Annotated in this window: 19 protein-coding genes; 15 read left to right on the plus strand and 4 right to left on the minus strand. The window is 41.7% G+C overall.

Features of this window, described 5'->3' with window-relative positions:
• Positions 1 to 492: 492 nt before the first annotated feature.
• A complete protein-coding gene (locus BLS23_RS00085; RefSeq protein ID WP_089650483.1) occupies positions 493 to 678 on the minus strand; it encodes a hypothetical protein in 186 nt (61 codons plus the stop codon).
• Between the two features lie 249 nt (positions 679 to 927).
• On the opposite strand from BLS23_RS00085, the gene trmB reads away from it, so the two are divergent.
• Together trmB and BLS23_RS00095 are read left to right on the plus strand one after the other, a co-directional pair.
• Positions 928 to 1,572 carry a tRNA (guanosine(46)-N7)-methyltransferase TrmB gene (gene trmB / locus BLS23_RS00090; protein WP_089650484.1) on the plus strand — a complete coding sequence of 215 codons (645 nt, stop codon included), beginning with the start codon at positions 928 to 930 and terminating at the stop codon, positions 1,570 to 1,572.
• Positions 1,573 to 1,641: 69 nt separating this feature from the next.
• Positions 1,642 to 2,496 carry a YtnP family quorum-quenching lactonase gene (locus tag BLS23_RS00095; protein WP_089650485.1) on the plus strand — a complete coding sequence of 285 codons (855 nt, stop codon included), beginning with the start codon at positions 1,642 to 1,644 and terminating at the stop codon, positions 2,494 to 2,496.
• A 34-nt stretch (positions 2,497 to 2,530) separates the two neighbouring features.
• On the opposite strand, the gene BLS23_RS00100 is transcribed toward BLS23_RS00095, so the two are convergent.
• Positions 2,531 to 2,848: a PepSY domain-containing protein gene (locus tag BLS23_RS00100; RefSeq protein WP_089650486.1), complete on the minus strand. Its 318-nt coding sequence runs from the start codon at positions 2,846 to 2,848 to the stop codon at positions 2,531 to 2,533.
• Positions 2,849 to 2,999: 151 nt separating this feature from the next.
• Between BLS23_RS00100 and BLS23_RS00105 the strand changes: the two genes are divergently transcribed.
• Entirely contained in the window at positions 3,000 to 4,067 is a 1,068-nt protein-coding gene (locus BLS23_RS00105) for a M42 family metallopeptidase (protein WP_089650487.1), read from the plus strand.
• A gap of 145 nt (positions 4,068 to 4,212) precedes the next feature.
• Positions 4,213 to 4,713, plus strand: a complete 501-nt coding sequence (locus BLS23_RS00110) for a DUF84 family protein (RefSeq protein ID WP_089650780.1) — start codon at positions 4,213 to 4,215, stop codon at positions 4,711 to 4,713.
• A 634-nt stretch (positions 4,714 to 5,347) separates the two neighbouring features.
• Here BLS23_RS00110 and BLS23_RS00115 read toward each other — a convergent pair.
• Both BLS23_RS00115 and BLS23_RS00120 read right to left on the minus strand, forming a co-directional pair.
• On the minus strand, positions 5,348 to 5,788 hold the full coding sequence (locus BLS23_RS00115; protein ID WP_089650488.1) for a YtoQ family protein: 441 nt from the start codon (positions 5,786 to 5,788) through the stop codon (positions 5,348 to 5,350).
• Between the two features lie 92 nt (positions 5,789 to 5,880).
• Entirely contained in the window at positions 5,881 to 8,001 is a 2,121-nt protein-coding gene (locus BLS23_RS00120; RefSeq protein ID WP_089650489.1) for a methyl-accepting chemotaxis protein, read from the minus strand.
• Positions 8,002 to 8,191: 190 nt separating this feature from the next.
• Between BLS23_RS00120 and BLS23_RS00125 the strand changes: the two genes are divergently transcribed.
• The 11 genes from BLS23_RS00125 to BLS23_RS00175 all read left to right on the plus strand — a co-directional run bounded on the left by BLS23_RS00125 (position 8,192) and on the right by BLS23_RS00175 (position 20,365).
• The gene (locus tag BLS23_RS00125) at positions 8,192 to 9,220 is read left to right on the plus strand and encodes a PTS sugar transporter subunit IIC (RefSeq protein WP_089650490.1); all 1,029 of its coding nucleotides are present in this window, start codon (positions 8,192 to 8,194) and stop codon (positions 9,218 to 9,220) included.
• Positions 9,221 to 9,254: 34 nt separating this feature from the next.
• A complete protein-coding gene (locus BLS23_RS00130) occupies positions 9,255 to 9,572 on the plus strand; it encodes a thioredoxin family protein (RefSeq protein WP_089650491.1) in 318 nt (105 codons plus the stop codon).
• A 410-nt stretch (positions 9,573 to 9,982) separates the two neighbouring features.
• The gene (locus BLS23_RS00135) at positions 9,983 to 10,801 is read left to right on the plus strand and encodes a DUF1444 domain-containing protein (RefSeq protein ID WP_089650492.1); all 819 of its coding nucleotides are present in this window, start codon (positions 9,983 to 9,985) and stop codon (positions 10,799 to 10,801) included.
• A 3-nt stretch (positions 10,802 to 10,804) separates the two neighbouring features.
• Positions 10,805 to 11,410 (plus strand): YtpR family tRNA-binding protein, encoded by a 606-nt coding sequence (gene ytpR, locus BLS23_RS00140; protein WP_089650493.1) that lies wholly within the window; start codon positions 10,805 to 10,807, stop codon positions 11,408 to 11,410.
• A gap of 153 nt (positions 11,411 to 11,563) precedes the next feature.
• On the plus strand, positions 11,564 to 14,614 hold the full coding sequence (locus BLS23_RS00145) for a DNA translocase FtsK (RefSeq protein ID WP_244157013.1): 3,051 nt from the start codon (positions 11,564 to 11,566) through the stop codon (positions 14,612 to 14,614).
• A 105-nt stretch (positions 14,615 to 14,719) separates the two neighbouring features.
• Complete coding sequence (locus BLS23_RS00150) at positions 14,720 to 15,835, plus strand: nicotinate phosphoribosyltransferase (protein ID WP_089650494.1); 1,116 nt, start codon at positions 14,720 to 14,722, stop codon at positions 15,833 to 15,835.
• Between the two features lie 198 nt (positions 15,836 to 16,033).
• The gene (murC, locus tag BLS23_RS00155) at positions 16,034 to 17,329 is read left to right on the plus strand and encodes a UDP-N-acetylmuramate--L-alanine ligase (protein ID WP_089650495.1); all 1,296 of its coding nucleotides are present in this window, start codon (positions 16,034 to 16,036) and stop codon (positions 17,327 to 17,329) included.
• Positions 17,330 to 17,866: 537 nt separating this feature from the next.
• Entirely contained in the window at positions 17,867 to 18,286 is a 420-nt protein-coding gene (locus BLS23_RS00160; protein WP_089650496.1) for a DUF948 domain-containing protein, read from the plus strand.
• 14 nt (positions 18,287 to 18,300) lie between these two features.
• Positions 18,301 to 18,723: a YtxH domain-containing protein gene (locus tag BLS23_RS00165; protein WP_089650497.1), complete on the plus strand. Its 423-nt coding sequence runs from the start codon at positions 18,301 to 18,303 to the stop codon at positions 18,721 to 18,723.
• Positions 18,724 to 18,784: 61 nt separating this feature from the next.
• The gene (ytxJ, locus tag BLS23_RS00170) at positions 18,785 to 19,102 is read left to right on the plus strand and encodes a bacillithiol system redox-active protein YtxJ (RefSeq protein ID WP_089650498.1); all 318 of its coding nucleotides are present in this window, start codon (positions 18,785 to 18,787) and stop codon (positions 19,100 to 19,102) included.
• Positions 19,103 to 19,306: 204 nt separating this feature from the next.
• Positions 19,307 to 20,365, plus strand: a complete 1,059-nt coding sequence (locus BLS23_RS00175; protein WP_089650499.1) for a bifunctional 3-deoxy-7-phosphoheptulonate synthase/chorismate mutase — start codon at positions 19,307 to 19,309, stop codon at positions 20,363 to 20,365.
• Positions 20,366 to 20,472: the final 107 nt, after the last annotated feature.

Here is a 20,472-nt window from a genome sequence, read left to right on the forward strand (position 1 = left end):
ATGACGGCAAGCCTCCTCGTGCTTCGCACTGTGGGGTCTCGCCAGCCAATCCATTCCCGCGGGAGTCTCGCAGCTTCCCAACCACCCCATTCGATGAATGTGAGAAACGAACCCCATTACTGTGTGGGGGGTCTTCCACTATCCTTGTGTTATATGCATAAAGCGCTACATAACAAGCTTTCCGCACCCAGAATAGAGTGCCTGCAAGTTCGTATCCTCCATTAAATCTGTGCATAAAAGCAACTTATTCTGGAAGTGGTTTCGAGACACTTATATGGCAAAGGGGCGGAGGGAAACGGTGAGACTCCTATGGGACGTGTGGGACAGGTGAGACCCCGGAAGGCGTAGCCTGAGGAGGCTCACCGCCCGCCCCATGGAAAGCGAACCTTTTCCCGCAGCCCCTAAACTCACACAAAAGTCTCGAAACTGAGTCTTCCAGAAAAGGGAGCGTTAGTGGAAGAGGAGAGGGTTTGATGTGAAAAAAACCGCTGCTTACGCAACGGTTTTTTCTGTAGCTGGTGTATATTTTAGTTTCTTTTCTTTTACTTCAGCGCTCATCGTTTCTGATAATTTTTCAAAAGGGTATATAAATAGTGCATAACCTGCGAATAGGACAGAGAAAACAGCCAATACAGTCAGTTCAATCGCTTTAGAGATCATTTTCATAATTTCGATCATCACTCCTGTTTATTTAATAATGCACGATTCTAATACTATATCAGTAAGCGCTTACAACCCAACCCCATAAACCATTCATATTTCGAAATTTATCGTTGATAATCATATTGATGCATCATTAGCTCATGCATTGTCTTATATAAACGAGTTAGATCTGTTTTTCCTCATATAACAAGGAAAACGAGAAAAATTTTTATTTTTAGCAGCTTCATGGTACCATTTTATCGATAAGAAGGAGGAATCCAATACATGCGTTTAAGAAATAAACCGTGGGCCGATGACTTTTTAAGGGAAAATGATAAAGTTGTCGTCCAACAACCGTTTGATATGAAAGGAAAATGGAAGGAGCTTTTCGATAACCAAGAGCAGCCCTTGCATTTAGAAATAGGTTCAGGTAAAGGTCAGTTTATTGCTGGTATGGGGAAACAGCATCAGGATGTTAACTTTGTCGGGTTGGAATTCGTGAAGAGTGTGATTGTCGGAGCGGTCAAGAAAGTCCTGGCAGCTGAAACAACCAATGTCCGTATGGTCAACGAAAATGCCAAAGACCTAAGGGATTTGTTTGAAGATAACGAAGTGGATCATATTTACTTGAACTTTTCAGATCCATGGCCGAAGAATAAACATGAAAAACGCCGGTTGACTTTCCATACGTTCCTAGAACAGTATAAAGCCGTGTTGAAGGAAGAAGGACAAGTTACATTGAAGACAGATAATAAAGGGCTCTTTGAGTATTCTCTCGTCAGCTTTTCAAATTTCGGTATGATACTGGAAGATGTCTCTGTTGACTTGCATGCAGATGAAGACCCTTTAAATGTGGAGACAGAATATGAGGAAAAGTTTTCTGCAAAGGGACAACCCATCTATCGTTGTACGGCACGATTCCCTAAATGATACCGTTTTCATTAGCTCTAGTTATTATGATAAACTAGAGCTATCTTTGTTATTGGGAGGAGATTGCCGGTGGAAAACCTGAAAGTGGGACGAGCTTCATTGACGTGGTTGAATGGTGGGGTGACTCACATGGATGGAGGAGCGATGTTCGGAGTAGTTCCGAAACCTTTATGGAGCAAAAAATATCCCGTGAATGAAAACAATCAAATTGAATTGCGAACAGACCCGATTTTGTTAGAGGTTGATGGGAAAAAGATGCTGATCGACTCAGGTATAGGCAATGAAAAGATGTCAGATAAGCAGAAGAGGAATTTTGGAGTTTGGGAAGAGTCATCCGTCCTCCGTTGTTTAGATAGCTTAAATATCAAGCCGGAAGAGATTGACGCATTGCTTATGACTCATATGCATTTTGATCATGCTTGCGGAATGACGAGGTGGGAAGAGGATCAGCTCGTTCCTACTTTCCCCAACGCTACCATTTATACGAGCGAAGTGGAATGGCAGGAAATGCGCCATCCGAACATGAGGTCAAAAAATACGTATTGGCAAGCAAATTGGGAAGCGGTCGAAGGAAAAGTACATACGTTTAAAGATTCGTTTGATTTGCTGCCTGGTTTGAAGATGATTCATACAAGTGGCCATAGTAATGGACACTCGATCATCACTTTTGAAGATGGTGATGATGTATTCATTCACATGGCAGACCTTATGCCAACTCATGCTCATCAAAATCCACTCTGGGCCCTTGCGTATGATGATTATCCTGTAACTTCTGTGCATGAGAAGAAAAAGTGGATGGAGTATGGCTATCAACGTCGTGCTTGGTATGTTTTTTACCATGATGCCATATACAGAGCATTGAAATTTGATGAGCAAGGACAGATCCTGGACAAGCTAAAGGAAAGAGAACATCACTATCAATAAAAAAATACCCTCGAGTACGAGGGTATTTTTGTGTTTAAGCTGTAGTTTCAGCAACGTCAACAATTGTTCCTGTTTCCGTATCGATGTAAAATTCAAATTGAGATGTTTCGCCGTCCTGGTTTTTTGAAATGCCTCCACGGTACACATCGTAATTAATTCCGTTTTTGTTCAATTCTTCTGGCTTCATGTAAATCCATGAGCCACTGATCGGTCCTTGCTTTTTAAAAGCTTCTTTAGCAATTTTTAATGCTTTTTCAGGAGTCACTCCTTGGCCGTTACTTAATTGCTCTTTTACTACGTAGCCTGCCAATGCTCCTACACCAGCTGCTATTGCGACTTTTTTCCAGTTCATCAACCAATCACCTCACAACTTATTTCTAATCTCCAGTATACTAAATATACCCGATAAAAGGAAATCAAAACTTATAAACATGACTCATTTGTAGAAACGTTTTCAAAATTCCGTTAAACTATGGAAAGAAGGAAAAAAAGGAGATGTACATATGAATCAAGAAACGCAAAGTCTTTTTAAAACATTGACCGAACTCCCAGGCGCGCCTGGGAATGAACACCTTGTCCGTCAGTTCATGAGGCAGGAACTTGAAAAGTACTCAGATGAGATTGTACAAGACCGTTTGGGTGGCATTTTTGGGTTGAAGAATGGAAAAGGACCTACCGTTATGGTAGCAGGCCATATGGATGAAGTAGGATTCATGGTTACTCAAATTACCGATAACGGCATGCTTCGCTTCCAAACCCTTGGAGGGTGGTGGAATCAGGTCATGCTTGCACAACGTGTTCAGGTTATGACAGAGAAAGGCCCTGTAGTAGGAGTAATTGGCTCCATCCCTCCACATAACTTGACACCAGAACAACGGAAAAAGCCGATGGAAATTAAAAATATGCTCATTGACATCGGTGCAGATGACAAAGATGATGCTAAGGAAATTGGTATAAAGCCAGGGCAGCCGATTGTCCCGATTTGCCCGTTCACTCCAATGGCTAATGAAAAGAAAGTCCTGGCAAAAGCATGGGACAACCGTTATGGCTGCGGCCTTTCCATCGAGCTTTTAAAAGAATTGCAAGGAGAAAAGCTTCCAAACAAGCTTTACTCAGGTGCTACGGTTCAAGAAGAAGTTGGACTGCGGGGGGCACAAGTAGCCGCTAATATGATCCAACCAGACATTTTTTATGCGTTAGATGCGTCTCCTGCCAATGATATGAGCGGGGATAAGAAGGAGTTTGGCCAGTTAGGTAAAGGGGCACTCCTAAGAATTCTAGATCGTTCGATGGTTACACACAGAGGGATTCGTGAATTTATTCTAGATACTGCTGAAACCCATGATATTCCTTATCAATATTTTGTTTCTCAAGGAGGAACGGATGCCGGAAGAGTTCATATGGCGAACGACGGGGTTCCATCCGCGGTTGTTGGTGTATGTTCCCGTTATATCCATACATCCTCTTCTATTATTCATGTGGATGACTATGCTGCAGCGAAAGAACTCCTGATTCAACTGGTAAAAACAACAGATCAAAACACCGTGGAACAAATCAGAAGAAATGTGTAAGAAATAGAAGTCACACCAGCTGATTTCAGCCGAAGTGACTTTATGCTAAAATTGGTGAACAGGTCCCATTGATCTTGTATGAAGTCCTCAATCAAGAGAGATAATGGCAATAAACGGCTAGAGAAGGAGAAAGGTGCTCGCTATGCTGAAAATTTATGTGGGATCCCAAAACCCTACGAAAATTGAATCCGTAAAAAGTGTATTTCCGGAGATGGAAGTCATCGGAATGGAAGTAGAATCGAAAGTTGCAGCTCAACCTTTTTCTGATGAAGAGACATTAGAAGGGGCGATCAATCGTGCGAGAGAATGTGCATCTCAAAACAAAGCCCATATAGGAATTGGACTTGAAGGTGGAGTTATGGAGATTGAAGATGACCTTTACTTATGTAATTGGGGGGCACTAGTAGACGGTAAAGAGAACGTCTACACCGCGAGTGGTGCTCGTATCCTCCTCCCTGATGAAATTAAAGCAGGGTTGGAAAAGGGGAAAGAGCTTGGAGAAGTCATGGATGAATTTACGGACAAACATGATGTAAGAAAAAACGAAGGGGCCATCGGTATTTTTACGAATGGTGTCATTCACAGGGAAGAAATGTTCACCCATGTAGTGAAATTATTAAAAGGACAGTGGTCCTATGATCAATAAGAAAAGGATGCATCTTTATTAGATGCATCCTTTTCTTATGTCTTACAGTTTATTGTAGATAAGCTCCCTTTTCTGGAAGACTCAGTTTCAAGATAACCGGGGTTCGTTTGCCGTATTTGGAGTCAGGGGTTGTTGGGAAGCTACTCGCTTTCCTGTGGGGGAGCGCCGAGCTTCCTCAGGCTATTGCCTTGCGGGATCTCGCCTATCTCCTTCTCCCACGGGAGTCTCGCAGCTTTTCAACAACCCCATTCCATATAAGGGAGAAACGAACCCCTATACCGAGAAGGAGTTTCTCCCATCCTTCTCTCCTAAGCATGCATAAAGCGCTCTGTATCAAGCTTTTACGTTGTGAATGCCAGCTGTGGAGGGGGTTATATTATCCACTTCCCTCAATCATACAAGCTGATTTTTCCAGAAGTGGTTTCGAGAATCTTCCATGGCAAAGGGGCGGAGGGGAATGGGGAGACTCCTGCGGGAAAAAAGTGCTTGGTGAGACCCCACAGAGCGAAGCTCGAGGAGGCTCACCGCGCTCCCGCGGAAAGCGAGTCATTCCCCGCAGCCCCATCCACTCAAAAAACATCTCGAAACTGAGTCTTCAAGAATCCTGTCATATACTTTAATAATTTTTTGAGGTTTATTCGTATAAGTAGGTAAGGACCTCAAGGGCCTGGTCCAGAGTCTCCACGGTTACATCGGCCTGGTTAGATAATTCTTTGAGTGGATGGACAAGTGATTCAGGTCTTACTAAAATTAACGGCTTTCCTGCCTGAATGGCAGCACCTGCATCCATGGCCGTATTCCACTGTTTGTATGACTCACCGAAATAAGCAATGACGGCCTCGGATTTTTGGAGTAACACACGTGTTCTGAAATTATTTATGCTCGATGCAGCATCATCACGATAGGTTTTATTTGGCTGCTCCCCTAGAATCTTCTCCCCAATATCGTCAGAAAGTGCATGATTCTCTTGAGGACCTACAAAGTGGATGGATAACTTTTCTCTTTCTGCTTTTTTTCGTATTTCATTTCGCCAATCATCATGAATCTGCCCTGCTAGATAAATGGTTAATTCCATTGGTTCATCCTCCTTAAATTTCCCTTTTCTTTAGTATGAAAGATGTGAAAAAGGAAGTCCAGCAAAGGAACTTCTGCTGGACTTCCTGATGGTTATGAAGAAAGTCTTTCTTCTTCATGGATAAGTTCTACTTTTTTATGTGCTTCTGAATTTGGATCTTCTTTAATTTCTTTTGTTTCCAATTGCTCTCCCGCTTCCTTAAACGCTTCATCAGAATTTCCTTCTATTGATGGGTTTTCATTGATGTTGAACTGGCTGATTTCAGCAGACAGTTCCTGAGAAAGTTCTTGAAGGTCAGTAGCTGAATGGTGAACTTTTTCTATTGATGTTAATTGATTTTCACTAGAGGCCGCGACTTCTTCTGCTGTAGCTACTGCTTCTTCAGAAATCACACTAATACTTTGCAGCCTTTCTTTTACTTCCTCATTTACACGATCCACACCTTCAACGGCTTCATTTACTTCCTGAATTTGTTCATTCATAGATTGTACAAAGGAGGCGATCCGGTCGAAAGCATCTTTGGTTTGCGTGACAGCTATATCTTGTGAAGATTGGAAGTGTTTAAATTTCTCTGCTTCATCAGAAAGAGTCGTCATTTGGCTGGACATGGTTGCGACCATTTCTTGAATGCTTCCTGCTTCCTGTTTCGACCGCTCCGCTAATTTTCTAACCTCATCGGCAACGACGGCAAAACCTTTTCCTGCTTCACCAGCCCTGGCGGATTCAATTGCGGCATTTAAGGCTAAAAGATTTGTACTGTCTGCAATCCCTTCAATTGTTGTGACCACTTTATTGACTTCTTCAGATTTTCTTGAAGCGTTCTGAACTTCCTCTGTCATGTGTGAAGCAAGTTCGATAAAATCTCTTGAAGTCTTTTCTAACTCAGCGACCGTTTGTAAACCGGCATGTCCTTCGGTTTCTGCTTCCATCAGTTTCGTTTCGATCGTTCCTGATGCTTTTTTTGTATCGATGATAGCTTCTGTGACTTGCTGGATGAATTGATGGGTTTCATCGATTTTTTGAGCTTGATCCTGAGATCCAGCTGCTACCTGACTAATGGCTTCGTTCACTTCTTCTGCTTGATTTGCTGTTTGATCAGAAATAGAAGTCAGACTTTCAGAAGATGTATTAAGGACACCCGTTGCTTGAAGCACTTTACGTACGGACTGTTCCATTCTGGCGGCCATGTGGTTAAACTGTAAACCTAGCTCAGCCATCTCATCTTTGGAAGTCAAATCTACACGATGAGATAGATCGCCATCACCAATAATCGTGGCGCTTTCTTTAAGACTGTCTATGGATTTTTTAATGGAACGAATTAAGAAGACCCCCGTGGTCAAGATGACTAATAAAATGATTCCACCAATAATAGCGAGTAATGTTGTTAACCACTGCTGTCGCTGTTGCTGTTCTTCAAGCAGGGAAGCATGTAATTCATTGGCTGTGGTCATGACGAGATCAGCTTGACTGGAAACATCTGCTGCAATACTTTCAAAGGACGTGCGGATGGCGTTGGCCTGATTGAATGTATTATCCATGGAGTTGATCGTCTGTTCATATTTTAAAAGGTTCCGGTTTAAGGTGGCAGACTGCTCGGCATCCAAATCCATTTCTTTAATCGTGTCTTTGAAATTTTGAGAGCTGGTTTTAAATGCGGTTAATTGCTCGGAGTTTGGCTCGTTGATGTAATTGCGTTCGCTTACCTTCATGGCAAGTAAAGAATTTTTCAATGGGTCACTATTCACGGACTCAATGACACCGTTGAAACTTTCATAGGACGTTTGAATGTGTTGATGCAACCCTTCATCTTCAGTAAACCCCACTAATTTATACATATTGACCAAAGGACCTAATTCTTTTTCATATTCTATAGCTTTCTTAGTGATTTCAGTGAACTGACTTTCGATCTTAGGATAATTTTTATAAGCGTTGGCAAAATTAGTAGCTGTTTCTTTCACTGATTGGATGGCGGCTGCTGTTGCCTCCCCTTGCTCAGCGCTCGGGTTATGAAAGAACTTTTGTTGCTCAATCAAGGTTTTAGACATTAAGTAATTAATTTTTTGACTATCAGCGAGTGACTGCTGCACTTCTTGCGTTCGCTGTTCCATCTCTTTTTGTTCTTGAAAGAAATATGTAGAAAAACTAAAGATGGCAAAGATTCCAACAACCGCCACGATTAACAGAAAACGCATTCGGTTTCTAATCGACTTCATTCGACCCCTCCTTTTAAATATTCGCAAATTTCTCTATATACTGATTAATTATAGATCTTTTTATCTAGTAAAACAATAGGGAAACACGCAATGGCGGGAGTCTTTTGACTTATATCGACTTAACGGAAGTGTATTTACACCTGTTTGAATTGGGTGTATGATAGTTTTGGTCAGTTCAGGAGGTTAAGCAATGCTTACTTTTTTAAAAAGAAAAGGCGTTCAATTGTCCTTTCAGGCTTATTTTGTCACAGCGTTAAGCTACATGGCATTGGGGCTTTTTTCTTCACTAATTATTGGATTAATTATTAAAACGATTGGCGAGCAGACAGATATAATCGTTCTTTCTGAATCATTCATCGAGATGGGTACTTTTGCAATGGACACGAAAATATGGGGTGGAGCTATTGGAGCTGCGATTGCTTATGGTCTTAAAGCGCCTCCACTCGTAATTTTTGCAGCTTTATTCAGTGGAGCCTCCGGCGCAGAGCTAGGTGGCCCTGCAGGAAGTTATATAGCAGCCTTATTAGCCACGGAATTCGGAAAAATCGTCAGTAAAGAAACCAAAATAGATATCATATTGACTCCCTTTATCACTATTATTGTGGGTTATTGTGTGGCGGCAGCTATCGGGGCGCCTATTGGGCGCTTTATGGCAGGAGTAGGGGGCATTATTAACTGGGCGACACAACAACAGCCGATCATCATGGGAGCACTTGTGGCTGTTTTAATGGGAATTGCTTTGACAGCACCTATATCCAGCCTTGCTATTGCTTTGATGCTCTCCTTAGATGGCGTGGCAGCCGGAGCAGCCACTGTAGGTTGTGCAGCACAGATGATCGGTTTTGCCACCATCAGTTACAGAGATAACGGATTTGGCGGTGCGCTCGCTCAAGGAGTCGGAACATCCATGCTTCAAATTGCAAACGTAGTCAAAAAACCGCTTATCATTCTTCCTCCAACCATAGCAGGAGCTGTTTTGGCCCCTATCGCAACCGTTTGGTTAAGTGTAGAAAACAATGCAGCTGGTTCAGGAATGGGGACAAGCGGATTTGTCGGTCAAATTATGACGTTTGAGTCCATGGGTTTTTCTTGGGAAATCCTCTGGATCATCATCAGTTTTCATTTTATTGGCCCAGCCCTGATTAGTTATCTTGTGGCATATTGGTTCCGCAAGAAAGGGTGGATCCAACCAGGGGATATGATTATTCAATACGATTAATGGTGTGCTAGAATAACGTTGGAGGTGACCTGAAATGATTACATTAGAATCAGATCAACAAATGAAAGAACTTCAAAATAATGAACCTGTTATTTTCTTATTTTCTGCAGATTGGTGTCCAGATTGCAGAGTGATTGAACCATTCCTTCCAGAGTTGGAGGAAAAGTACACAGCCTGGAAATTCGTATATGTTGATCGCGATCAATTCATTCACATCTGCGCAGAAAACGATGTGTTCGGCATTCCGAGTTTCCTCGCATTCAAAGACGGCGAAGAAGTCGGCCGCTTTGTCAGTAAGGACAGAAAAACTAAAGAACAGATTGAAGACTTCATAAACAAACTTGACCAGTAAAAAGAAACAGGCCGTGCCAAAGCACGGCCTGTTTCTTTATATTCAATCTAATTTCATCACTAAAGCTCCGATTGTGGAAGAATCAGCTTCGAGATAACCGGTGTTCCTTTTCCGTATTTGGAGTCCGTGGGTGGTTGGGAAGCTACTCGCTTTCCTGTGGGGGAGTGGCGAGCTTCCTCGGGCTAAAGCCCTGTGGGATCTCGCCTATCTCCTTCTCCCACGGGAGTCTCGCAGCCCCAATTCACTCAACAAAAGTCTCGAAATCAAGTATTCAACAATCCTGCCAGATAGTTGAATAGCGTTGTGCTTTTGTTATGTAGGGGTAAATGTGTATAATAGAAAACGATGTAGTTTGAAGAAACGAAAATAGAGAACAAATTCTTTCTTCCCATAATAAAGGAGGAAAAAAGATGAAGATGACAAGTATTAAGATGAAGAAAAAACTAGAAGAACGTCTAGCGAATGACCAATGGAAAACGACATTCAATAGAGATAAAGATACTTTCCGTGTCGAGTGGAACAACACTGGAAAAGGAATTACTATTACATTGCCAAATGTGATTTCAAAGTATGAAGCACGCGGGGAAGAAGCCATTGATGAGCTTGAAGACCATGTGAAAGAAGCTCTTCGGGTTATGAATGAAGATCATAAGCTGACAGGGAAAGAACAGCACATTTTCCCTGTCATACGAGCCGGTTCTTTTCCGACAGAAACCGAGCAGGGGAAAAAGTTGATTTATGTCGACCATACGGCAGAAACACGTATATATTATGCTCTGGATTTAGGCAAATCTTATCAATTAATTGATGAGAAAATGTTAGAAGACGAGGGTTGGTCTCTAGACAGGATCAAGGAAGTGGCTGGCTTTAATGTGCGTTCTCTTCCTGTTGAGATGAAAAAAGACAGCGTATATGGAAATGACTTTTATTTCCATTCGGCAAGAGACGGCTATGATGCTAGCCGTATCCTAAATGAAGCCCTTCTTGAAAAGCTCAAAGCCGAGTGTAAAGGAGAGCTTGCCATCAGCATTCCTCACCAGGATGTCATTATTTTTGCAGATGTCCAAAATTCAGAAGGATATGATATATTAGCTCAGATGGCTATGAAATTCTTTGCAGAAGGAACGGTGCCTGTTACCTCCTTATCGTTTTTATATGAGGATAAGCAGCTGGAACCGATTTTCATTCTTGCTCAGAAGAAACCGAATAAGGATCGAAAGGAAGAGTAGAACATGGATGTATTTTACAACAAGCAAGGAATTGGAGATGTCCTGATTATTCCAATCAAAGAAGGAGACCGCGATACTTTTAAAGAAGAAGCTTACGGAGATGTAGTGAAAATAACGGATAGCAAGGACGGTTCTTTGCTCGGCTACAATATCTTCAATGCTTCTAAGTATTTTAATATCGATGGACAGGGGAAAATGCGTTTAACCGAAGATATGCTTACCCCAATCAAAGACCTATTTACAAAAAATCAGCTCGACGATGTACTCGACTTCGATTTAAGTCCTAAGTTTGTCGTTGGTTACGTGAAGGAAAAAACGGGACATGAGAACGCCGACAAATTAAGTGTCTGCCAAGTGGATGTCGGAGAGGATACGTTGCAGATTGTCTGTGGTGCTCCAAACATCGATCAAGGGCAGAAAGTCGTTGTTGCCAAAGTAGGAGCGGTTATGCCTAGTGGGATGAAGATCAAAGATGCAGAGTTGAGAGGCGTTCCTTCATCAGGCATGATTTGTTCCGCAAAAGAGTTGAATCTACCAGATGCACCAAAAGAAAAAGGAATCTTAGTTCTTGACGAAGATGCTGTTATTGGGCAGCCTTTTGAAGTTTAATCAGGATAGAGATAAGCAAAGTAGCCCAGCTGCTTTGCTTTTTTTGATTCAAAAGTCATTTTTAAAGGTATTGTAAACCAACCAATGCCTCAAACCTGTTAAAATAGGGATAATCCTATAAGTGATTTTAAAATTGAAAAGAGAGTGAACGCAATGTGGAAAGACTTAAGAAATAAGATGAAAAAATTGCTGGATACAGAAGAAAAAAAAGACCAGGAGACGCTACATAATATAGAAGAAAGAAATGACGTAAACGCTAAAACAAAAATGACTTACCGCTATCCGAAACAAGGAGAGTTTCGTTTTCCTGTCATTCCAGATGCACCAGGAAAAGCTCAAAATGAAAATGAAAGTTATCAACGCCCTCGACGCAAAAAGCCCGTTGAAAAACAAGAACCTGTGGAGGGTATGTCTCAAAGAAAGAAAAGGCCTAGGAAGGAAGAAAAGACTCATGAGGAGTTGCCGGAAACTTCCTCGATTCCTTTTACACCGACCGATGTTCCATCTCCAATATACGGCTACCAGGCACGACAACTCACAAAAGGATTGGAAAGGTTAGAGTATGCCGTAGAAGAACAACAATCACAGCCGGAATTTTTCACTGATTCCAATGATGAAAAACAATGGCAGGAATTACGGAAACGTATGAGAGCTCGTGTTGATGAAGAAAACTCTAGGCCAAAACCTGCTTCCGAGCTGCCGAAAATTCTTGACCGGGAAGAGGCGGCTACTTCGGAAACCACCTTATTTGAAGAGACCGTCGAGGAGCGCAGAAGTGAGTACACAGAAGACATTAGACCGAATATATCAAAAGATTATCGGGGCCTTACATTCGCTGATGATGAGCTGGGTCAAGCAGAAAACGAACAGCTCGATGAACATTCACCCCTGGAAAATGAAAGTCCTGGTGAAACGGACAAACAGGATAAAACTCTAGAAACTACAAGAGATGAAAAGCACCAAGAGGTTGGAGTAGTAAAGGATGGACCAAAGAACCTTTCAGAATCTCTGCAAGAGGCAATTAAAAGAGGAGAAGAAGACTCATTAGAAACGGCAGAAGCGAGCGAAGATAAAGAAGAAGAGTATACGAGATCAGAAGCTTCTGATGGTGAACAAGAAACGAATGAAATGCAGACAAGTTCAGAGACAGAAAATGAAGAAAAACATAGGGAACTGCCAAAATTCAATCAAGACAAAGAATCAACTTTGTCCATGCTGGATGAGAAAGAGGAATCCCTCTTGACCATGGATGGTATGGAAGATGGAGAGCTGGATGATTCAGAGCTTGAAGTGACGGAGACGCAGGAGAACGATGAACAAACAGATATAGAAAGCGAGCAAGTGAACCATGATGAAGTGCTAGCTCGCCATCAAGAAGAACCCTTCCCCTCTAATAGAGAAGATGAGATGATTGCCAAAGGAAAAACGGAGCAATCCGAATCCGAGATGGCTAAAGAACAACCTGTTGAGGATGGAGTCGATGACTCGACCTCAACTGAACCTTCCGAAGAAGAAACGGAAATGTATCAACAAGCGGAAGTGGAAAAAACTAATAGGGAAGAACAGCCTCAATCACAGAATGAAACGGAAAATAAAACATCTTCGAATTCGCATGAGCCTTCGAAAAAGAAAGATGGACAAAAGCGTCGTGTGCCTTTTAATGTCCTTATGACGCCACGGGACAAAAGAAACCGCGATCACGAGAAAAAAACAAACAACCAGCATGAGAAGACTGAACCAAAAAAAGATGAGCCTGCAGCTAGGGATGTGGAAGAAGAAAAAAGCAAGAGAGTCGAGTATCACACGCCTCTACACTTACTTGAAGACCCGGTACGTCCGACATCACTTGATGATAGTTGGATAACAGAACAGATGGAGCTTCTTGAAACGACTCTTCGACACTTCCATGTGCGTGCTAAAGTTGTTAATGCAATGAAGGGGCCGACAGTCACAAGATTTGAAGTGCAGCCGGAACCCGGGGTCAAGGTGAGTAAAATCACAAACCTGTCGGATGATATCAAACTTAGTATGGCTGCCAGAGATATAAGAATTGAGGCACCGATCCCTGGAAAACAAGCCGTGGGTATCGAAATTCCTAACAAACAATCCATGATGGTCGGACTGCAGGAGATATTTGAATCCGAAGCCTTCCAAAATGACAATTCTCCTTTGACTGTTGGTTTAGGTTTGGATATTGGTGGAGATTCCATTGTTACGAATCTGAAAAAAATGCCCCATGGATTGATTGCGGGTGCGACGGGATCAGGAAAGAGTGTATGCATCAACACCATCTTGATCAGTCTTTTGTATAAAGCACATCATGAAGATGTGAAGTTTTTGCTTATCGATCCAAAAATGGTAGAACTTGCACCCTATAATGACCTCCCACACCTTGTGTCTCCGGTCATTACAGACGTCAAAGCTGCCACAACAGCATTGAAGTGGGCTGTAAAAGAAATGGAAGAACGATATGAGAAATTCGTAGAAGAAGGCGTTCGGGATGTTGAACGATATAATGAAAAAATGAAGAAGCAACAGAGAGACTCTGAAAAACTTCCTTATTTAGTCATTGTCATTGATGAACTCGCTGATCTAATGATGGTTTCCCCACAGGATGTCGAAGATGCCATTTGCCGCATTGCACAAAAAGCAAGGGCATGTGGGATTCACTTGCTGTTAGCAACCCAGCGTCCCTCTGTGGATGTCATCACCGGATTGATCAAAGCGAATATCCCGACAAGAATCGCTTTTAGTGTGTCATCACAAGTGGATTCTAGAACCATCATTGATTCAGGGGGAGCTGAAAAACTTCTTGGCAGAGGGGATATGCTGTTTGTTGAGAATGGTTCAGGTCAGCCTGTCCGTATTCAGGGAGCTTTCGTCTCTGATGATGAGATTGAAAGAGTGACGCACTATGTTAAAAAGATCGCTCCACCTCAATACCTCTTTCACCAGGAAGAATTGATGAAGCAGATTTCAACAGAAGAAGAAACGGATGAGTTATTTGATGAAGCTGTAGAATTTGTGGTTCAGCAGAATGGTGCGAGTGCTTCACTCATTCAACGCCGTTTCAAAGTAGGATATAATCGTGCTGCCAGATTAATCGACCAGATGGAAGCTTATGGGATTATTTCAGAACAAAAAGGAAGCAAGCCGAGAGACATTTTATTAACGAGGCAGCAAATTGAAGAAATGATGGAGTAATTCATCATTTCGGCAAAAACCTTGTGCAAAACTTCTCAATTTTATATGATTAACAATGAATGAAAACGAGAGTGATCATGACCTCTATGTTTAAGGAGTTAAGCCATGAAGGAAATAGCACTGAAGTTAAATGGAGAAATCAGCCGATTAACAAATAAAACGTTTAAGTTTGATGAACGTGTAGCAGAAGGCTGGTTTTCTGCTGTCTACTTTTTAAAGACAAGAGATATTGTAGAAAATCACTTACCTGATAATAAAGTAACGATGCAATTCTTTCAAAAGGATCATGCGGTATTGTGTGGAACCGATGAAGTCATCGCATTGATCCATACGTTCGCCGAGCAACCGGGAGAGCTAGAGATCCATTCTCTGAAAGACGGAGATAAAATCAGTCCTTATGAAACAGTTCTTACAGTGACTGGTCCTTATCAGTATTTTGGGTTTTTAGAAGGAATCATTGACGGGATATTAGCGAGAAGAACCTCTGTCGCTACCAATGTATATAATGTCGTCAAAGCAGCTCGTTCATCCGGCAAGCAGAAGCCAATCATTTTTATGGGGGACCGGGATGATCATTTCACACAGCAATCCGGCGATGGATATTCTGCTTTTATCGGTGGATCCACGGCACAAGCGACACACGCGATGAATGAATGGTGGGGGAAAGAGGGCATGGGAACAATGCCTCATGCACTGATCCAGATGTTCAAAGGGGATGTTGTAGCCGCAACGAAAGCCTATCATCAACAATTTCCAGATGACCAGCTGATGGCTCTGGTTGATTACAACAATGATGTCATTACTGATTCCTTAAAGGTAGCTCGAGAATTTGGTGATGAATTGAAAGGTGTTCGTCTAGATACTTCACGTAACTTGGTGGATAAATACTTTTTAAGAAATCAGCATCTCATGGGTACTTTTGATCCGAGGGGAGTGAACCCTGAGTTAATTTTTGCCCTCAGACGTGCCTTGGATCAGGAAGGGTTTAAGCATGTGAAAATTGTAGTCAGCGGCGGATTCACGAAGGAACGAATTCGTGCGTTTGAAGAAAAGAAAGTACCTGTAGATATGTATGGTGTCGGTGGTAGTTTATTGAAAATAGGAATCGGTTTTACAGGGGATAATGTATTAATCGATGGTGAACCTGAAGCGAAAGAAGGTAGAAGGTACAAACATAATCCACGCTTGGAATATGTTGAATATACTGGAGCAGAGGAATGATCGCTTGAGAAAGGCACGGACATTGGTTGTTTGTGCCTTTTGATTGGGTCATATTTACTTTTTCTGCAGTCCATTCCGTGATATGATTAGGAAATGCAGATGCGTAGTTTTTTAAGAGTGCAACTTTAAATCGCATATCCATGAATATTACATATACTATACTTAAAGTGACCCACTTTATTTTGGAGGTTCTTGTTTATGACAACTTACCATTTCATTGGTATCAAAGGAACAGGAATGAGTTCGCTTGCCCAGATTCTTCATGATTCTGGTGAGAAAGTTCAAGGATCAGATGTTGAAAAACGTTTTTTCACTCAAGAAGTTTTAGAATCTAAGAATATAGAAATTTTGCCTTTCTCAAAGGAAAACATTCAAGAAGGATTGACGATCATTGCTGGAAATGCTTTTAGCGATGATCATGAGGAAATTCAAGAAGCAAAAAAACAGGGATTACCATTTTATCGTTATCATGAATTTTTAGGGGAGTGGCTGCAAAACTATACAAGTATTGCAGTGACTGGCGCTCATGGTAAGACCTCTACGACAGGATTATTGGCCCATGTCTTATCTGAGAACTATCCAACTTCTTATCTTATTGGAGACGGTACAGGTAAGGGTCATGAAAATAGTCAATACTTTGCTTTTGAGGCGTGCGAATATCGACGTCACTTCCTTTCGTATGAACCGGATTACGCCATCATGACGAATATTGATTTCGACCACCCTGATTATTTCAGTAGTATTGATGATGTATTCCAGGCCTTTCAGGAAATGGCGAAACAAGTGAAAAAAGGGATCATTGCTTGCGGGGATGATGAGCATCTCCAACATATTCAAGCAAATGTACCGGTTCTGTATTATGGACTGGCAGATACAAATGATTTCCAAGCTCAGAACATAACCGAAACATCAGAAGGAACTTCATTCGATGTTTTCGTCAGAAACAATTATTATGATACCTTTACCATTCCACAGTATGGCAATCACACCGTATTGAATGCGTTAAGTGTCATAGCATTATGTCACTATGAAAACATGCAACCAGAGGAAATAAAAAAGCTTGCTACATTTAAGGGTGTCAAACGGCGGTTTACAGAAAAACAGTGGCATGATCAGATATTAGTAGACGACTATGCCCACCATCCAATCGAAATTACCGCTACGATTGAAACGGCTCGTAAAAAGTATAAGGATCGCCCCGTTGTCGCGATTTTTCAGCCTCATACATTCACTAGAACGAAAACGTTCCTTAATGAATTTGCAGAAAGTCTGAACGAAGCGGATGAAGTATATCTTTGTGATATCTTCGGCTCTGCAAGAGAAAATGAAGGGAAGTTGACCATCAATCATTTGCAGGAATTGATACCAGAATCCCGCGTATTACAATTAGAGGAAGTCGAACAACTCTCAGCACATGAAAATGGTGTTCTATTGTTTATGGGAGCAGGAGATATTCAAAAGTTCCAAGAGGCTTATGAAAAGCAGAACGACTAAAACTAACATGCGGCTTAAAAAAGCCGCATGTTTTTTCTTTTTCAATGAGCCTTTTTAAAGTGAATGGTAGGATTGTGGATGACTTGATTTCGGAATAACTAGGGTCTGTATCCATATGACCTCAAGCCTTTTCGAGCTTCGTTCCATGGGCTTATCGCAGCCCATCCATTCAGCGTAAGTCTCGCAGCTTCCCAACCACCCCCATTTGATGGAGAGGAAAAACGAACCCTGTACTCAAAGGGATATTCTAATTCCTCGATGATTTATAAGAGTAAGCATTCTATAATCAGCTGTTTATCATGGTAAGCCTTTGGACGAAAATGAGTCTGCCAGTATTGTAAGCGTTCGGTGGAATGTAATTTTAATTGTAGGATAAAAGTAAAAGGGAACTTTTTCGAACAAAATATCCGAATGGTGAAGGAATTTGGGGATAGGATAGCGAATAAGTCCATTTATAGTAGCCACCACGTTTAGAAATGCCCATTTAGGGTATAAACTAAACTGTGTTGATTACATAAGAAGGAGTGTGCAGGGGGAATGATTATTATTTTGTACATTGCTGCATTAATTGCAGCAGTGGCTTTTGCTGTTCTTGTCATATTTTTGGCGAGAACGCTGACGGCCGTGCGCCGTACAATGAACAATGTTGCTGACACACTTGAAGGTGTGGAAAAGCAAATGGAAGGAATCACCTTAGAGACAACCGAGCTCTTGAATAAAACCAATAAATTGGCTGAAGATGTAGGAGAAAAGTCACAAAAGTTAAATACTTTAGTTGACGGAGTCAAGGGAATTGGTGACACAGTTCAAGAGTTCAACCAGTCCATTCGATCTGTATCCAAAGGGTTAACCCAGTCAGCCCATGAAAACACGGATACAGCAGCTCAAGCCATGAAATGGGGTCAAGTGGCCATCAATTTGTGGAAAAAAGCAAAGAAAGAAGAGACTAAATCTTAAGGAGGAATTCGGTTATGAGTCAACAAAATCAACAAAATGGTAATGGAAGAGATTTCGTACTAGGTTCCTTAATTGGTGGACTCGTAGGAGCTGCCGTAGCCCTACTTTTTGCACCAAAGTCTGGTCGTGAACTTAGGGAAAATATCAATAGCAATTCCAGTGAATGGAAAGAGCGTGCTGGTGAATGGAAAGACGTCGCTTATGAAAAAAGTGGCGTATGGAAAGATAAAGCTGTAGAGTCTTCTTCTCAACTTTCTAAAAACGTAACAGAAAAATCCCAGCAGTTCAGTGGAGCTGTGAAAGATAAAGTGAAGAACTTCCGTTCGAATGAAGAAGATGAAGCTGAAAAAGCAGCTCAAGAAGTGGCAGAAGCCATTGAAGAAGCTGCACAAGAGCTTGAAAAACAACAAGATTCCACGACATCATCTAATTTATAATGAAAAATGAGATGGAGGTTGAACATTCAACCTCCATCTTTTCTGTTGAGGAGGAATAAACGTGAAACAAGAAGTAATTAAAAATAAAGAGGAATTTATCAACATCGTAGAAGCATATAAAGAGTTTTTCTTATTGAAGCATAGTTTAACTTGCCCAATCAGTGCAGCTGCTCATCAGCAGTTTGAGCGTTTTGCTGAAGAAACATCGGTTCCGTGCTTCATCCTTTATGTACAGGAATCAAGAGAGTTATCCAGCCATATTGCTGAATACACAGGAATTCGTCATGAGTCTCCTCAGGTCATTCAGTTCCAAGAAGGAGAAGCTGTTTGGCATGACAGTCATTCGGCCATTACTAAAGAAAGATTATTGGAAGTTTAACTTCGTCAAGGCCTGTAAAAAAGCAGGCCTTTTTTTGTTTAGGACAATACGTTGGATGAAGGTTTGGCAAACTTTTGTGAAAGAATTTCATGAAAACCTTTTCTAGGGGTGACAACTGTCGAAATATTAGCTATAATTGTCCCTAATTATTTAAAGTATTCATCCATTTCATCACACAAAATTCTTGGTAGGGGGACGAACATAATGAGTAATCAAAATCTTGACCAGTTACGTAGCCAATTAGATGAGGTTAATTTACAGCTTCTGAATTTAATCAATAAACGCGGTGATCTGGTAAAGGAAATTGGTCAAATCAAAGAGCAGCAAGGGATGAACCGCTTTGACCCTGTGAGGGAAAGAGCAATGCTCAATCAATTATCTCAACATAATAAGGGTCCTTTCGAGGATTCAACAATCGTTCACTTATTCAAAGAAATTTTCAAAGCAGCCCTGGAGCTGCAAGAAGATGATCACAGGAAAGCCCTGCTTGTATCACGGAAGAAGAAACCTGAAGACACCGTTGTAGAAATCAAAGGAGAAAAGGTCGGCAATGGAGCTCCTTCGTTCATCATGGGTCCTTGTTCCGTAGAAAGTTATGAACAAGTATCAACGGTTGCAAAAGCTGTGAAAGATGAAGGGCTTAAACTATTGCGTGGAGGTGCATTTAAACCGAGAACGTCGCCTTACGACTTCCAGGGGCTGGGTATCGAAGGTTTGAAAATGCTCAAGCAGGCAGCAGACGAACAAGATTTGGCTGTTGTCAGTGAAATCGTAAACCCTGCGGATCTTGAAGAAGCTCTGGATTACTTGGATGTCATTCAGATTGGTGCCCGTAACATGCAAAACTTTGAACTTCTGAAAGCGGCAGGTTCTGTTAATAAGCCGGTACTACTAAAAAGAGGAATGTCTGCTACAATTTCTGAGTTCATCAATGCAGCGGAATACATCATTTCAAGAGGGAACCAGGATATCATCCTTTGTGAACGTGGCATTCGAACGTATGAAAAAGCGACGAGAAACACCCTTGATATCTCTGCTGTACCCATTTTAAAACAAGAAACTCACTTGCCTGTCATGGTGGATGTTACACACTCTACCGGACGCCGTGATCTATTACTACCTGCTGCGAAAGCCGCTCTAGCCATTGGTGCTGATGGAGTCATGGCAGAAGTTCATCCAGATCCAGCAGTAGCCCTGTCCGACTCAGCACAACAGATGGATATCCCTACGTTCCATGCTTTCATGGAAGAGTTAAAAAAATAAATAAAGGCCCATATGTCATGGGCGCTAAGTTATGGAGCAATTGAGAGAAAAAGTTAGGCTGGTCAGCTAGCCTAACTTTTTTGTGTTTTCCGACTCCCATGTTGACT

This window comes from Halobacillus aidingensis (assembly GCF_900104185.1).
GTDB classification, from domain to species: Bacteria; Bacillota; Bacilli; order Bacillales; family Halobacillaceae; genus Halobacillus; species Halobacillus aidingensis.